Source organism: Streptomyces zagrosensis, assembly GCF_014203645.1.
Taxonomy (GTDB): domain Bacteria; phylum Actinomycetota; class Actinomycetes; order Streptomycetales; family Streptomycetaceae; genus Streptomyces; species Streptomyces zagrosensis.
On record NZ_JACHJL010000005.1, the window covers coordinates 335,227 to 349,942 of the forward strand.

The 14,716-nt window shown below is 69.5% G+C and carries 12 protein-coding genes; 2 read left to right on the forward strand and 10 right to left on the reverse strand.

The window, feature by feature from the left end; all coding sequences use genetic code 11:
• Window positions 1–3: 3 nt before the first annotated feature.
• From aroB to FHS42_RS12710, 9 genes are all read right to left on the reverse strand, one after another.
• On the reverse strand, window positions 4–1,197 hold the full coding sequence (aroB, locus tag FHS42_RS12675) for a 3-dehydroquinate synthase (protein ID WP_246494606.1): 1,194 nt from the start codon (window positions 1,195–1,197) through the stop codon (window positions 4–6).
• A gap of 48 nt (window positions 1,198–1,245) precedes the next feature.
• On the reverse strand, window positions 1,246–1,743 hold the full coding sequence (locus tag FHS42_RS36970; RefSeq protein ID WP_312866857.1) for a shikimate kinase: 498 nt from the start codon (window positions 1,741–1,743) through the stop codon (window positions 1,246–1,248).
• 89 nt (window positions 1,744–1,832) lie between these two features.
• Window positions 1,833–3,017 carry a chorismate synthase gene (gene aroC / locus FHS42_RS12680; protein ID WP_184572157.1) on the reverse strand — a complete coding sequence of 395 codons (1,185 nt, stop codon included), beginning with the start codon at window positions 3,015–3,017 and terminating at the stop codon, window positions 1,833–1,835.
• A gap of 197 nt (window positions 3,018–3,214) precedes the next feature.
• Window positions 3,215–4,060 (reverse strand): shikimate dehydrogenase, encoded by an 846-nt coding sequence (locus FHS42_RS12685; RefSeq protein ID WP_184572159.1) that lies wholly within the window; start codon window positions 4,058–4,060, stop codon window positions 3,215–3,217.
• A 22-nt stretch (window positions 4,061–4,082) separates the two neighbouring features.
• Window positions 4,083–6,023 carry an endolytic transglycosylase MltG gene (gene mltG, locus FHS42_RS12690; protein WP_184572161.1) on the reverse strand — a complete coding sequence of 647 codons (1,941 nt, stop codon included), beginning with the start codon at window positions 6,021–6,023 and terminating at the stop codon, window positions 4,083–4,085.
• 126 nt (window positions 6,024–6,149) lie between these two features.
• Window positions 6,150–6,614, reverse strand: a complete 465-nt coding sequence (gene ruvX / locus FHS42_RS12695) for a Holliday junction resolvase RuvX (RefSeq protein ID WP_184572163.1) — start codon at window positions 6,612–6,614, stop codon at window positions 6,150–6,152.
• A gap of 86 nt (window positions 6,615–6,700) precedes the next feature.
• Complete coding sequence (gene alaS / locus FHS42_RS12700) at window positions 6,701–9,370, reverse strand: alanine--tRNA ligase (protein WP_184572165.1); 2,670 nt, start codon at window positions 9,368–9,370, stop codon at window positions 6,701–6,703.
• Window positions 9,370–9,780 carry a hypothetical protein gene (locus tag FHS42_RS12705; protein WP_184572167.1) on the reverse strand — a complete coding sequence of 137 codons (411 nt, stop codon included), beginning with the start codon at window positions 9,778–9,780 and terminating at the stop codon, window positions 9,370–9,372. The genes alaS and FHS42_RS12705 overlap by 1 nt, the downstream gene beginning before the upstream one ends.
• A gap of 5 nt (window positions 9,781–9,785) precedes the next feature.
• On the reverse strand, window positions 9,786–10,238 hold the full coding sequence (locus tag FHS42_RS12710; RefSeq protein WP_184572168.1) for a DUF948 domain-containing protein: 453 nt from the start codon (window positions 10,236–10,238) through the stop codon (window positions 9,786–9,788).
• A gap of 255 nt (window positions 10,239–10,493) precedes the next feature.
• Between FHS42_RS12710 and FHS42_RS12715 the strand changes: the two genes are divergently transcribed.
• Window positions 10,494–12,773 carry an ATP-binding protein gene (locus FHS42_RS12715; RefSeq protein WP_376772575.1) on the forward strand — a complete coding sequence of 760 codons (2,280 nt, stop codon included), beginning with the start codon at window positions 10,494–10,496 and terminating at the stop codon, window positions 12,771–12,773.
• 87 nt (window positions 12,774–12,860) lie between these two features.
• On the opposite strand, the gene rpsD is transcribed toward FHS42_RS12715, so the two are convergent.
• Window positions 12,861–13,472 carry a 30S ribosomal protein S4 gene (gene rpsD, locus FHS42_RS12720; protein WP_184572177.1) on the reverse strand — a complete coding sequence of 204 codons (612 nt, stop codon included), beginning with the start codon at window positions 13,470–13,472 and terminating at the stop codon, window positions 12,861–12,863.
• Between the two features lie 55 nt (window positions 13,473–13,527).
• Between rpsD and FHS42_RS12725 the strand changes: the two genes are divergently transcribed.
• Window positions 13,528–14,496 carry a DUF2470 domain-containing protein gene (locus FHS42_RS12725; protein ID WP_246494608.1) on the forward strand — a complete coding sequence of 323 codons (969 nt, stop codon included), beginning with the start codon at window positions 13,528–13,530 and terminating at the stop codon, window positions 14,494–14,496.
• Window positions 14,497–14,716: the final 220 nt, after the last annotated feature.

Genomic DNA, 14,716 nt, shown 5'->3' on the forward strand with positions numbered 1-14,716 from the left:
CCGTCACGCGGACACCTCGCCGTACGCCGCCAACAGCACCGCGGGGTCCGGGCCCTCCAAGACGGTGGGCTTGCCGAGCGTGTCCAAGACGATGAACCGCAGCAGGTCACCGCGGGACTTCTTGTCCACGCGCATCGTCTCCAACAGCTTGGGCCACTGGTCACCTCGGTAGCTGAGCGGCAACCCCACGGCCTCAAGGATGGTGCGGTGCCGGTCGGCCGTGGCGTCGTCCAGCCGCCCGGCCAGTCGGCCGAGTTCGGCGGCGAAGATCATGCCGACGGACACGGCCGCGCCGTGCCGCCAGTTATAGCGCTCGTTCTTCTCGATGGCGTGCGCCAGTGTGTGCCCGTAGTTGAGGATCTCGCGCAGGCCCGACTCCTTCAGGTCCGACGAGACGACCTCGGCCTTGACGCGGATGGAGCGCTCCAGCAACTCGGCGGTGTGCGGGCCCTGGGGGCTGCGGGCCGCGGCCGGGTCGGACTCGATCAGGTCCAAGATCACCGGGTCGGAGATAAAGCCCGCCTTGATCACCTCGGCGAGGCCGCTGACGTAGTCGTGGACCGACAGCGTCTCAAGGGCCGCGAGGTCGCAGAGCACGCCGGCCGGCGGGTGGAAGGCGCCGACGAGGTTCTTGCCCTCGGCGGTGTTGATGCCGGTCTTGCCGCCAACGGCCGCGTCCACCATGCCAAGCACCGTGGTGGGCACCGCGATCCAGCGCACCCCGCGCAGCCAGGTGGCCGCCACGAAACCCGCCAGGTCGGTGGTGGCCCCGCCGCCTACCCCCACGATCACATCGGAACGGGTGAATCCGGTCTGCCCAAGCGCCTTCCAGCAATAGGCCGCGACCTCGACGGTCTTGGACTCCTCCGCGTTCGGCAACTGAATCGCGACGGCCTCGTACCCCTGGGCGGCAAGGTCATCACGCAGCGCCTCACCGGTGGCGGACAGGGCCTCGGGATGCAGCACCGCGACGCGCTTGACCCTGGGACCAATGAGTCCGGGCAGCTCGCCGAGCAACTGGCGGCCGATGAGCACCTCGTACGACGCGGTCCCCGCGCTGCCCGCGACCTGGATACGGGTCGGCGGCGCGGGCACCTCGGACGCGGCAGGCCCGGCCGCGGCAGGCCCGGTCACGGAGAACTCAGGCGCGGAAGACTCGGCGGCGGAAGACGCTGCGGCCTGGGACGGGTCAGTCATGCGTTCCTCACTGCGGGATGCGGCTTTTGCGGGATGCGGATCACACCATCACTTCTCAAGCTCCAACGCCTCGGCGACCGCGAGTGCCACGTCCTGCGGAGCGCGGTCGTCGGTGCTCACCACGGCGCGAGACACCTGCGTGTACAACGGACGCCGTGCCTCCATCAACTCCCGCCAGCGCTGGCGGGGGTTGATCGCCAGGAGCGGGCGCGGAGCGTCGAGGCCGACTCGGCGCACGGCGGAGGCGAGCCCCACATCGAGGAAGACCACCGGCAGCCCGCGCAGCAGCGCCCGGGTTGCCTCGTCCAACACCGCGCCGCCGCCGAGCGAGAGCACGCCGCAGTGTTCAGCTACGGCGTTACGCACCGCCTGCTGCTCCAGCGCGCGAAAGTGCGGCTCGCCGTGCTCGAAGAAGATGTCGGGGATCGGCTGGCCAGCCATCCGCTCGATGTCGGCGTCCGTGTCGCGGTACGTGGTGCCAAGGCGCTCGGCGAGCAGCGCGCCCACGGTGGACTTGCCGGCGCCCGGCGGCCCCACCAGGACCACGGCGGGTCCGCCGCGGCCCTCGGCATCGGCGGCCCCGGCGGCATCGGCGGTGGCGGTACGGGGCTGCCCGGCGTCCTGATGCGCGCCGGTCACCGGATCGTCAGGTGGTCAAGGAAACCGCGGACGTTGCGACGGGTCTCGGGGACACTGTCGCCGCCGAACTTCTCGGCCACCGCGTCGGCGAGCACCAGCGCCACCATCGCCTCGGCGACGATTCCGGCGGCCGGCACGGCACACACATCGGACCGCTGGTGGTGGGCCTGGGTGACCTCGCCGGTGGCTACATCGACGGTGGCCAGCGCCCGGGGCACGGTCGCGATCGGCTTCATCGCGGCCCGCACGCGCAGCAGTTCGCCGGTGGTCAGCCCGCCCTCGGTGCCGCCGGAGCGGCCCGTCGCCCGCTTGAGCCCGTCCTTCGACGGCACGATCTCGTCGTGCGCCTTGGAGCCCGGCACGCGGGCCAGTTCGAAGCCGTCACCGACCTCGACGCCCTTGATGGCCTGGATGCCCATCAGCGCCCCCGCCAGCCGTGCGTCAAGCCGCCGGTCCCAGTGCACATGCGAACCGAGGCCCACCGGCACGCCGTACGCCAGCACCTCCACCACGCCACCGAGGGTGTCGCCGTCCTTGTGCGCCTGGTCGATCTTGGCCACCATCGCCTCGCTGGCGTCGGGGTCCAGGCAGCGCACCGGGTCGGCGTCCAAACGCTCGACGTCATCGGGGGCCGGGTAGACGCCGTACGGAGCCTTCGCCGCCGCGAGCTCCACCACATGCGAGACGATCTCGATCCCGGCCGTCTCCTTCAGGTACGACCTGGCGACGGCCCCGAGGGCCACCCGGGCCGCTGTCTCCCGCGCGGAGGCCCGCTCCAGGATCGGTCGGGCCTCGTCGAAGCCGTACTTCTGCATGCCGGCCAGATCCGCGTGGCCTGGCCGGGGGCGGGTCAGCGGTGCGTTCCTGGCCAGTTCGGCCAGCACCTGTGGATCGACCGGGTCGGCCGCCATGACCTCTTTCCACTTGGGCCACTCGGTGTTGCCGACCATGATCGCCACCGGGCCACCCATGGTCAGGCCGTGGCGTACGCCGCCGATGAAGGTGACCTCGTCGCGCTCGAACTTCATCCGGGCGCCGCGTCCATAGCCGAGCCGCCGCCGAGCGAGAGCGTCCGCCACCATGTCGGTCGTGATCGGTACCCCGGCGGGCAGCCCCTCCAGGGTCGCCACCAGTGCGGGGCCGTGCGACTCCCCCGCCGTCAGCCAACGCAACCTGCTCAACGGTGCTCCTTAAACCTCGCGCCCGTGCGACTTCTCAGCCCCGATCCTCCCATGAGCTGCGAGGGAGCCCGTTCCCTCGTCCACGTTACGGACGGGGGAAGGCGCTTGTGCGCTATGGGGCAGCGCACACGCCCGCCACCCCAGGCGGCGTACGCACGGCGCGCAGGAAGGAGACAAGCCACTGGGCTACTGGGCCGTCAGCCGCCGGATGGCCGCTGCCGCGCCGTGAGCGCCGCCTCGCCCGCCTCCCGCATGGTGGCCAGCGGCGCGCCGGCGCAACCAGTCATCCGCTCCACCTGAAGCACCGCCTGGTGCACCAGCAGATCAAGCCCACCCACGACCGCGCCACCACGCGCGGCCCACCGGGTGGCCAACTGCGTCGGCCAGGGGTCGTAGAGCACGTCGAAGAGCGCTCCGGGCCGCTCGGGCACCGCGCCGGCCAGCGCGTCCGTGCTGCCGGCTGGCGTGGTGGCGAACACCAGCGGAGCGCTCATCGCCTCGGCGGCATCGGCCCAGTCAGCGGTGCGCACACTCACCCCGAGCCGCTCTCCCCACTGCCGCATCTCGGTGGCACGGGCCTGCCCTCGTACGTAGGCGGTGACCTCGCCGACGTGGATGCGCGCGAGCGCGGCCAGCGCCGAGGACGCCGTGGCCCCAGCGCCCAGCACCGCCGCCCGCTCCACGCGCTCCACGCCGCGCTCCCGCATGGCCGCGATCATGCCGGGAATATCGGTGTTCTCCCCGACCCGGCGGCCCTCCGCGGTGAAGAGCACCGTGTTCACGGCCTCGACCGAAGCGGCGGTCTCGCTGAGCTCGTCGAGGAGTGGGATGATCGCCCGTTTGAGCGGCATCGTGAGAGAGAGTCCGGCCCAGTCCCGGTCGATTCCCTGCAAGAAGGCCGGCAGCGCGGCCTCGTCCACATCGAATCGGTCGTAGCGCCAGCCGGTCAGCCCCAACTTGTCGTACGCGGCCCGGTGCAGCACCGGCGAAAGCGAGTGCGCGATGGGCGATCCAAGGACCGCCGCCCTGCGGTCATTCGGCATCCGTCTTTCCCCGCCCCCTGTGTCAGTTACCGCCGCCGCGCGTCTTGTTGAACTCCTCGACCAGCTTTTTGTGCTCGGCGTAGGTCTTGGTGAACTTCGTCGTCTTTTGGTCGATGGAGATGAAGTAGTACCACCCGCCCCGCTCCGGCTGGAGTGTCGCCCTGAGCGCTTCGTGCCCCGGGTTTCCGATCGGCCCCGGAGGCAGCCCCTCGTCGTGGTACGTGTTGTAGGGGTTGTCGTAATTGCGCAGTTCCTCGATCGTCAAGTCAATCTTGCTCTGGTTCTTGACGTAGTTGTACGTCGAGTCGAACTCAAGCAGGCCATTGGTCTGTACGTTATCCGGCTTAAGCCGGTTATAGACGACGTCGGCCATCTTGCGGAAGTCGTCGTGGGTCATGCCTTCGGCGTTGACGAGGCTGGCGACGGTGACGATGTCCCGCGGCGAGGACAGCCCCAAGCTCTCGGCCTTCGCGTCGTCAAGGCCGAGCTTGGCGTATTCCTTGTTCGCCTGCGCAACCATCTTCCGCAGCACGTCGGCGGGCTTGGCGTCCTTGCCGACGCTGTAGCGGGAGGGAAAGAGGAATCCTTCCAGCGGGTCCTTGACTGCGGTGCTGCCCTGCGACCAGGCGGGCAGCCCGAAATTGCGGTACTCCTTCTCGGCGACCTTCTTGGTGGTGCCGGCCGCGGCGCCGATCTTCTTGTCGATCGCCGTGTAGACCGCGCTGTTGCGCATGCCCTCGCTGACGATGAGAGAGTTCAACGCCGCCGGGTCCGTCATCATCTTGACGGCCGCATCCCCCGACATCTCCTTGTTGAGGGTGTACGACCCGGCCTGGATGCGGTCGCCCTTCGGGCTCGCGTTGGCAGCGTCGACAAACGCCCGGCTGCTCTTGACGACGCCTTTGCCTTTGAGAATGTCGCCCATGGCGGCGACGCCGGTGCCATCGGGGATCTCGACCTGCACCTGCTCATCGGTGCCCTCGCCCGCGTAGTCCGGCGCGGACCCGAAATGGCTCTGCCAGAACTGATAGCCGAAGTACCCCACACCGCCCACGGCGCCACCGAGCACCACTGTGACGACCAGACACGCGACGCCACTGCGGCGCTTGGTCTTCTTGTTCCGACGTTCCCGACCGCGCCGACGCGTCTCGCGCGGGTTCGGCTCGTCGCCGTACGCATCGTCGTATGCGTCGTCGCCACCGTCACCACGGCCACCGTCGTCATACCCGGTGGCGCTGCCGTCCCGACCGTCGTCGTCATCGAAGAAGGATTTCTTCTCTTCCGCGAAGAACGGGTGCTCAGGCTCGCGCTCTCGCCGGTCCGGCGCGGGTTCGGCCCGCCAGTCGTCCACCGGCTCATCGGGGGCGTGACCCATCGGCCCCTGATCCTGCACCGGATGCTGGTGGCCCTCCCCCGTGGGCTGGTACCCCTGCTGGTACGCCTGCTGAGGGTGCTGGCCCTGCTGTTCGAATTGCTGAGGATGCGGGGGCTGCTGAGGGTGCTGGGGTTCCTGCGGGTGCTGCGGGTGCTGCGGGTGCTGGGGATACTGCTGCTGCTGGTACTGCTGGTACTGCTGGTCGTGCGGGGGTGATCCCTGCCCGCGGTGCGGATCGTGCGGCTCGGGTTGCGGGTAGCCGTCCGGCGTCCCGTAGTAGTCGGCCTGTTGACCGCCGTACGGGTCACCTGGCTGGCCCGGTGCATACTCGCCCACCTGGCCCGGCTGCTGACCCTGACCGTACGGATCGCCCAGGTCACCGCCGTAGGGCGGCTCCGAGCCCTGTGAGCCGTCCCAGCCGTATGGCTGCTGCGCGAGAGGTTCCTGCTGCTGCGCATAGGTCTGGGCCTGGTCACCGTAGGGGCTCTGACCATCTGCGGCCTGCTGCCCATGCCACCCTGGGTCCCCGTACAAGGGGTCCTCGGGGTCCCACGGTTGGGAGCCAGAGCTCCGGCCATACTCAGTCATCAATCCCCTAGTGCCGCGCTGCGGCAGCCGGTACGCGCCCGGAGCGCGGGGTTCGCTCCGCCGGGCTATCACCTCGCCCGGCATTCGAACGGCTGCCATGCCGCGCGGAACGTTACCGTACCGCGATCAGATGACCACTTCGACGGCGTCACCCGGGGGACGGCCCGAGGCGCGCTCGATCTCCAGCGCGTTCTGCAAGATGATGACGGCGGCGGCCTGATCTACGACGGACCGCCCCTTCTTACTGTTCACTCCCGCGGCTCGTAGCCCCTGAGCAGCGGTAACCGTGCTCATGCGCTCATCGACGAGCCGCACCGGCACGGGGGCGACAAGGCGGGCTAGTCCCCCGGTGAAGCCCCGAACCTTGGTCGCCGCCGGGCCCTCCTTGCCACTGAGCGACCTGGGCAGGCCGACGACGACCTCGATCGGCTCATACTCCGCGACAATCGCCGCCAGTCTGCGCCGCGCCGCCGCGACGTCCCGGCCAGGCACGGTCTCCACCGGCGTGGCCAGGACCCCATCGGGGTCGCACGAGGCGACCCCGATCCGGGCATCTCCGACATCGATGGCGATCCGCCGCCCACGTCGCATGGGCCGTTCCTCGCTCACGCCACCTCACCCTTACTCATGCCTGATCACCTGTGACCGGCCGTTTCACACGCCTCATCGGTCATCGTTCACGCCTGATCGGTGACGAGACGCTCCACAGCGGCGATCGCATCGTTGATGGCGTCCGGATTCTGCCCACCGCCTTGGGCGACGTCCGGCTTGCCACCGCCGCCACCGCCCAGGGTCTTGGCGGCCGTACGCACCAAGTCCCCGGCCTTCAGACCGCGCTCGCGAGCCGCCTCGTTGGTAGCGACCACCGTGAGCGGACGCTCCCCAGCGACGGTGAACAGCGCCACCACGACCGGCCGCCCACCCTGGATGCGCCCGCGCACATCGAGGACCAGCTTGCGCAGGTCATCGGCCCCGGTGCCGTCCGGCACCCGGCCCGTCACCAGCGCCACGCCCCGCACGTCCTTGGCGCCCTCGGCCAGACCGGCGGCAGCCTGCAAAACCTTCTCCGCGCGAAAGCGCTCGATCTCCTTCTCGGCGTCCTTGAGCTTGGCGAGCATCCCCGAGATCCGCTCCGGCAACTCCTCGGGGCGGCCCTTGACCAGGTCGGTGAGCTGCGAGACCACCGTGTGCTCACGAGCGAGGAACTGATACGCATCGACGCCGACCAGGGCCTCCACCCGGCGCACGCCGGAGCCGATCGACGATTCGCCCAGTAGCTTCACCAGGCCGAGCTGAGCCGTGTTGTGCACATGCGTGCCACCGCACAGTTCCTTGGAGAAGTCGCCGATGGTCACCACCCGCACCCGGTCGCCGTACTTCTCGCCGAACTCGGCGATGGCGCCCTGCTTCTTGGCGTCGTCCATGCTCATCACCTCGGCGGTGACGTCGAGTTCACGGGAGAGCACGTCGTTGATCTTCTGCTCGACGTCCGTGAGCACCGTGCTGGGCACGGCGGCGGGCGAACCGAAGTCGAAGCGGAAGCGGCCGGGCGAATTCTCCGAACCGGCCTGCGCGGCAGTCGGGCCCAGCGCGTCCCGCAGCGCCTGGTGGGTCAGGTGGGTGGCGCTGTGGGCACGGGCGATGGCGCGCCGCCGCTTGATGTCGATCTGGGCGTACGCCCCAGCGCCCACGGTGACCTCACCGACCTGCACCACGCCCTTGTGCACGCTGACACCGGGCACCGGCTGCTGCACGTCGCGGATCTCGACCACGGCGCCGGAGTCCAGCCTGATCCGCCCGGTGTCGGCGAGCTGGCCGCCGCCCTCGGCGTAGAAGGGGGTGCGATCCAAAACGACCTCAACCTCGTCGCCCTCGTGCGCGGCGGGCGAGGAAACCCCGTCCACCAGGAGACCGACCACGCTGGACTCGCCCTCAATGTTCGCGTAACCGGTGAAGACCGTGGCACCGGAAGCGTCGGCGACCGCGCGGTAGGCCGACAGGTCGGCGTGGCCCTGCTTCTTGGCCCTGGCGTCCGCCTTGGCCCGCTCCCGCTGCTCCTTCATCAAACGACGGAAGCCGTCCTGGTCTACGCTCAGCCCCTGTTCGGCGGCCATTTCCAGGGTGAGGTCAATGGGGAAGCCCCAGGTGTCGTGGAGCAAGAACGCCTTGTCGCCGGCGAGCGTGCCGGACCCGGCGGCCTTGGTCTCACTGACGGCCGTGTCCAAGATGTTGGTGCCGGCCTTGAGGGTCTTGAGGAAAGCACCCTCCTCGGCCAGGGCAACCGTCTCGATGCGCTTGCGGTCCTCACGAAGCTCTGGGTACTGCTCGCCCATCGTCTTCAGTACGACATCCACGAGCGCGCCGACGACCGGGCCGCTCGCACCGAGCAGGCGCATGTTGCGGATGGCGCGGCGCATGATGCGGCGCAGTACGTAACCACGGCCCTCGTTGCCCGGGGTGACGCCATCGCCGATGAGCATCACGGAGGTACGGATGTGGTCGCCGACCACGCGCAGCGCGACGTCGGACTCCTGGGCGGCGCCGTAGGCGACCCCGGTCAGGGCGGTGGCCTGGTCCATGACGACGCGCAGGGTGTCGGTCTCGTACATGTTGTGCACGCCTTGCAGGATCATCGCGAGGCGTTCGAGGCCGAGGCCGGTGTCGATGTTCTTGCTCGGCAGTTCCCCAAGGATCGGGAAGTCTTCCTTGCCGGTGCCCGGGCCGCGCTCATACTGCATGAAGACCAGGTTCCAGATCTCCACATACCGCTCGTCGTTGACGGCGGGACCGCCCTCGGGGCCGAACTCGGGGCCACGGTCGTAGTTGATCTCGGAGCAGGGGCCGCACGGGCCTGGCACGCCCATGGACCAGTAGTTGGGGCCCATGCCAAGCCGCTGAATGCGCTCGGACGGTACGCCAACGACCTCACGCCAGATGCGCTCGGCCTCATCATCGTGCTCATAGACGGTGATCCACAGCTTCTCCGGCTCCAGGCCGTAACCACCGTCAGCCTGCGAGCTGGTCAGCAGCTCCCAGGCGAGCTTGATGGCGCCTTCCTTGAAGTAGTCGCCGAAGGAGAAGTTGCCGCACATCTGGAAGAACGTGCCGTGCCGGGTGGTCCTGCCGACCTCTTCGATGTCGGGGGTGCGCACGCACTTTTGCACGCTGGTGGCGCGGTCGAACGGCGGCTTGACCTCACCGAGGAAGTACGGCTTGAAGGGCACCATGCCCGCGGGGACCAGCAACAGCGTCGGGTCGTCCGCGATCAGCGACGCCGACGGCACGACGGTGTGCCCCCGCTCCTCGAAGAAGCGTAGCCAGCGGCGGCGGATTTCGGCCGACTCCATCAGTAGTCCTCTTTCCGGTGATTGTTCCGGTGATTGTTCCGGTCGTTGTTCCGGTCGTTCCGATCGTGGCTGCGGTGGTCGTCCCGGTCGCCCTGTGCGGTCAGGCCCGCGGGGCGATGGGTCTTCGACTTCAGCACCTGCGCGCGCTGCGCGGGCAGTTCCCTGACGTCGAGGACGTCGGACCCCGCGCCGAGTCCCAGCGCATCGTTCAACGCCGCTTCGCGGTCTGCCATTCCGACCCGTACGTCCAAGGCGAACTGCTTCAGCCGATGGCCGGTCTCCACCGCCTTGTCCGCGGCCTGTGCGGCCAGACTCTCGGGAGTCAACTGGCGCAGCTTGCGGTTGACCTTGGTGGTGGCCCACACCCCGGCTGCGGCGCCGGTCGTGAACCAAAATGCGCGGCGGAACATCGCGATCAGTCCTTCTTGCTCCGGTTATTGCTCCGGTCTTCGCTCCGGCTGCGGCGGCCACCGCGCCTGGCAGCTGGCACGGTCTTGCCCACGACAACGGTTGCAGGGCCCTCGCCCTTACGCCCGATCGCCCTGCGCACCCCGTACCCGAAGGCGGCCACCTTGACCAGCGGGCCGCCGAAGGCCGACGAGACGGTCGAGGACAGCGCCGAGGCGTTGGAGGTGACCTCCTGCACATCGGCCGCGATCGAGTCAACGCGGGCGAGTTGGCTGTTCGCCGAGCGCACCGTCGCTGACGCCTCGCTGAGTAGCGGAACGGCCTGGTCAGTGACGTCGGCCACCAGCTTGGTGGCCGCCTTGAGCGCCTGCGCGAGCCTCACCAGAGCGAGGGCGAGGAATGACACCAGGATCGCCCAGAAGACGGCCACGAGAATCCCGGCCACTTCTCCACCGGACACGTCGCACCGCTCCCTGCTGATCTTCGACTGCGCAATGGCTGGTCGATGGCTGGTCTTGGTCGTCACAGCCGCCACTTGCGGGCGGTGAGGCATCGCGGGCGCGGGCGGCAGGTACCGACCTTATCGCGCCGCGGCTCATCGGCCGTACCGCATTGTTCCGCACCGCAGACGGCCGCTCACGGGGGCGCCGAGGTGGCCGAGTGGCGCGCGGTGGGATTGTACGGCCCGCTTACCGCCCCGTACGCTCCGTGGTTTATGCGACATGCTCCGCGCCACGGATCAGCACGGCCCGGCCCCTCCGCTCAGCCGGCCAAAAATGACGATCTTCCCGCCGAACTCAGCCGGTTCATCGGCCGGTCAGGGGAGCTGGCCGAGCTCAGGCGGCTACTCTCCCGGACTCGGCTGGTGACCGTCACCGGTGCCGGCGGTATCGGTAAGTCACGGCTCGCACTGCGGGCCGCCAGGCGGATGCGGAATCGCTTCTGCGACGGCATATGGCTGGTTAACCTGGCCGAAGCGCCCACAACCGGAGCCCCCGAGGAGGCGCTGCTCGCGGCGCTCGGGCTGACGGCGGGCGTCGGGCAGCTGCCGCGCGATGTGCTGGCACGACGCCTCGCACGCGGTGAGACGCTGCTGGTGCTCGACGGATGTGAGCAGCTGACCGAGCGGTGCGCCGAGCTGGTGGCCGAGTTGCTGCGGCGTGCCCCCGGGCTGCGCGTGCTCGTAGCCAGCAGGCGCCCGCTGGACATCATCGGGGAACGGCTGCTGCCCCTTGGCCCGCTGCGCCTGCACCCCGACGCCGTGGATCTGTTCGCCGACCGGGCGTCGGCGGTGCTGCCCGGCTTCACCCCGGCCACCGGGCGCGAGGCGGTGAGCGAGGTGTGCCGGCGCCTTGACGGCATGCCGCTGGCCATCGAACTGGCTGCGGCACGGCTACGGACGCTCTCGCTTGAGCAGGTGCTGCACCGCCTCGATGATCCGCTGAAGCTGCTGACCAGCAACGGCCACAGCACGCCTGACCGGCACCGGTCGCTGTCCACGGCCATCGGCTGGAGCCACGAGCTGTGCAGCTCTGGTGAACGTTTGCTGTGGTCGCGGTTGTCGGTGTTCGACGGGAACTTTGACTTAGACGCCGTCGAGTACGTGTGCTCGGGCGCCAGCCTGCCGGCCGACGAGGTGCTCGCCGCGCTCTCGGGGCTGATCACGCAATCCGTCGTGACCCGCGACGACCCGCCCGGGTGCACCGGCCAGGCCCGCTACCGGATGCTGCACCCGGTTCGCGCGTACGGTGCCAGATGGTTGGCGGAGCTGGGTGAGACCGACCGGCTGCGCAAGCGGCACCGCGACTGGTACTTGGGGTTGGCCACCTGGTGTGAGCTGGACTGGTTCAGCCTGCGACAGATCGAGGTGGCGCAGCGGATCGCCGCGGAGCTGCCGAATCTACGGCTCGCGCTGGAGTACAGCCTGGAGAGCCCGGACGACGCCCATATCGGCCAGTATCTGACCGGCTCACTGTGGTTCTACTGGGTTGGCTGCGGTCAACTCGCCGAGGGACAGCGCTGGCTGGATCGCGCGCTCGCGCTGGAGAGCGACCAGCCGGAGCCGCGCGCGAAGGCGCTGTGGGTGGCGGGCCTGACGGCCGCGGCGCGCGGTGAGTCGGTAGCGGCGCTCACCGCGCTGCACGAATGCCGGGAGCTGGCGGAAGGTTGCGGCGATGAGAGCACGGCGGCGCTAGCCACTCAGATGCTCGGCGTGACCGCGCTCATCAACGACGACCTGCCGGGCGCGGTGGCCCTGCTGCGCGAGTGCCTTGAGCGCTACCGCGCCCGAGGCGAGCTCAACGCACTGGTCCTCCTCGCCCAGGTACTGCTCGCGCAGGCGCTGGCACTGGTGGGCGACGTGGAGGCGGCCCTGGCACTGGCCGAGGACGCCCGACAGGTGGCGGCCGACAGCGGGGAGAGCTGGGTGCGCTCGTACGCCCTGTACGCGCTGGCCTCCGCACACGCCGAGCGCGGTGATGACCAACGCGCCCGGGAACTGCTCGTGTCCTGCCTGGAGATCAAGCAGGAGTTCGGCGATGTGCTCGGCATGACGCTTGCCCTGGAACGACTGGCTCCGCTGGTGGTGCTCGACGCACCGGAGTGGGCGGCCCGATTGCAGGGTGCCGCCGCCACCGGGTGGGGCGAGCTGGGAGGTGAACCGTTCCGCTCACGCCATCTGCGGGACCAACACGAGCGGTGCGCTGCACGGGCCCAGGGCATGCTCGGCGACGCGGGTTATGAGGCGGCGCGACGCGACGGACGGTGCGGTGGCCTGGATGCGGCGGTGGCGCAGGTGCTTGAACGGGGCCGCGGAAGGCCTGCCAGCCTGGTCGGGCAGGCGGGCGGGGTCGCCGGGCGGCCCTGGCCGCAGGAGGACCGGGCCAGCGAGAGCCGGGCCGCGGAGGAGTGGGCCGCGGGCGCGGCGGCGGCGCTGCGACGCAAACAGCCCGCGGGCCCCCCACCGGCCAAAGCCGACGAGGAGCCCGCGGACTGAGCGCGTACCTCCGCTGCGTGCACACGACGTGGTGTGCGGCGCACGGTGCCCCGCCTCGACGGGCGGGACGTGCCTACTGAGCTGGGCTTAGCGGGCGTAGTACTCGACGACGAGCTGCTCGTCGCAGATGACCGGAATTTCCTTGCGGTTCGGGTCCCGGTCGAGGCGGAACGCGAGCGCCTTGAGGTTGACCTCAAGGTAGCGCGGCGTCTCACCGTCGGTGTCGTAACCACCCTCGCGGGCGACCTGGAAGGGGTGCTTCTCGCGGCTGCGCTCGCGAACCATCACCACGTCGCCCGGGCGGACGCAGAAGGACGGCTTATCGACCTTGCGGCCGTTGACCTCGATGTGACCGTGCACAACCATCTGCCGCGACTGGTAGACGGTCCGGGCGATGCCCGACCGAAGGACGAGCGCGTCCAGGCGGCGCTCAAGCTCGATGATCAGGGCCTCGCCCGTCTTGCCATCGACCTTCCGAGCGCGGTCGTAGGCACGGGCCATCTGACGCTCGCTGATGTCGTACTGCGCGCGCAGACGCTGCTTCTCAAGAAGTCGGACCTTGTAGTCGCTGTTCTGCTTGCGGCCACGGCCGTGCTCGCCTGGCGGGTAGGGGCGAGCTTCGAAGTACTTGACGGCCTTGGGGGTCAGCGCGATGCCGAGCGCACGCGACTTCTTGACCTTGGGACGCGACTGGTTCACGTGGAACGAACCTCCGTGTAAGTTAGGTGAGGCTTACCTTAGCGGAGGAGAACGCATGTTTCGACCTGGGAGCCCCATGCCCAGCCCTGCGCAGACCGCGGAGTCAGACGACTCCGGGCCCAACGGAACTGAGGTGGGTCAGCCGCGCCCCGCGGAAGACGCCCGGCAGCCCATGGCAGCCGAGCGCGTACGAACCCTCGTAGAGGGCAAGGCTACGGCTTCTCTCGCGATTCCTGGAATCGACGAGTCCGAGGAGTTCGACGCGGGCGCCCCGACCGCACGCACTGTTACCCCCGATGGAGACGTGCTACTGCTGGTCCCTGGCGGCTCTCCGGCCGCCAGAGCCGCCATGTACGCCCAGGACGACGACCTCGCCTGCGTGATGGAAATCACAGACGTGGCACCTGTCTCGGTGCCCTATCGCGTGCGCGGGCGCGCCTGGATCGCGGGCTGGCTGACTCCGGTACGCAACGAAGAGCGGGCCGCCTGCGCGATGCTACTCGCCGAACGGCATCCGGTCGGCGAGATCCTTGGCATGGACGACGCGCTACGCCCCGCCACGGTGGAGCAGCCAGCCGGCCGGCCCGCGTGGGCACTGTTGCGCCTTGAGGTCGGCGAGGCGTGTGTGGACGATTTGTGGGGCGCCGAGGGCGTCGAGCCGGACGCGTTTGCCGAGGCGTCTGCCGATCCGCTGGTGGCCCATGAGGCCGATCTCCTCCAACACTTGCATTCCGCGCACAGCGAGCAGGTACATGCCCTGTGCGCTCTGCTCGGTGAGCGCGCCAGCGGCCGTTGTGGTGCGGCGCGCGAGCCGGGTGGGCAACCGTCGGGCGAGGGCTGTGCGGCGCCCGGACGCGCCGTGCGCGCCGTCCCCGTCTCCCTCACCCGCTTCGGTCTGCGCGTTCGCTTCACCGATACCGCCGACCGCTCCTTCGACGCGCGCTTCGACTTCCCGGAACCGGTGAGCGACGTGGTGGAACTACGACGTGCGATGCACGGCCTCTTCGAGGCGGCGGCCGAGTAGACGCTGCGGCGGCAGTCGAGCAGGCACTGCGGCAGCAGCCGAGTAACCCGCCTCCCGCAGGCCGGTTGCACGCTTTCGGGTGGTCCTGCTCGCCACCGTTGACGCCGGCTCCGACGCCTTAAACCGTCCGGCCGGGGCCCCGATCCTCAACTACCCGACCCATCACGGGAGTTGGGCCAGCAAAGCACCATGAGGCTCGCGTCCTACGGAAGTCGGCACC

Bases quoted from the DNA above. Each gene is read 5' to 3' on its own strand.
- alaS (WP_184572165.1), bottom strand. From the start codon at position 9,370: ATGGAGTCGGCCGAAATCCGCCGCCGCTGGCTACGCTTCTTCGAGGAG.
- mltG (WP_184572161.1), bottom strand. From the start codon at position 6,023: ATGACTGAGTATGGCCGGAGCTCTGGCTCCCAACCGTGGGACCCCGAG.
- FHS42_RS12705 (WP_184572167.1), bottom strand. From the start codon at position 9,780: ATGTTCCGCCGCGCATTTTGGTTCACGACCGGCGCCGCAGCCGGGGTG.
- ruvX (WP_184572163.1), bottom strand. From the start codon at position 6,614: ATGCGACGTGGGCGGCGGATCGCCATCGATGTCGGAGATGCCCGGATC.
- FHS42_RS12715 (WP_376772575.1), top strand. From the start codon at position 10,494: ATGCGACATGCTCCGCGCCACGGATCAGCACGGCCCGGCCCCTCCGCT.
- aroB (WP_246494606.1), bottom strand. From the start codon at position 1,197: ATGACTGACCCGTCCCAGGCCGCAGCGTCTTCCGCCGCCGAGTCTTCC.
- FHS42_RS12685 (WP_184572159.1), bottom strand. From the start codon at position 4,060: ATGCCGAATGACCGCAGGGCGGCGGTCCTTGGATCGCCCATCGCGCAC.
- FHS42_RS12725 (WP_246494608.1), top strand. From the start codon at position 13,528: ATGTTTCGACCTGGGAGCCCCATGCCCAGCCCTGCGCAGACCGCGGAG.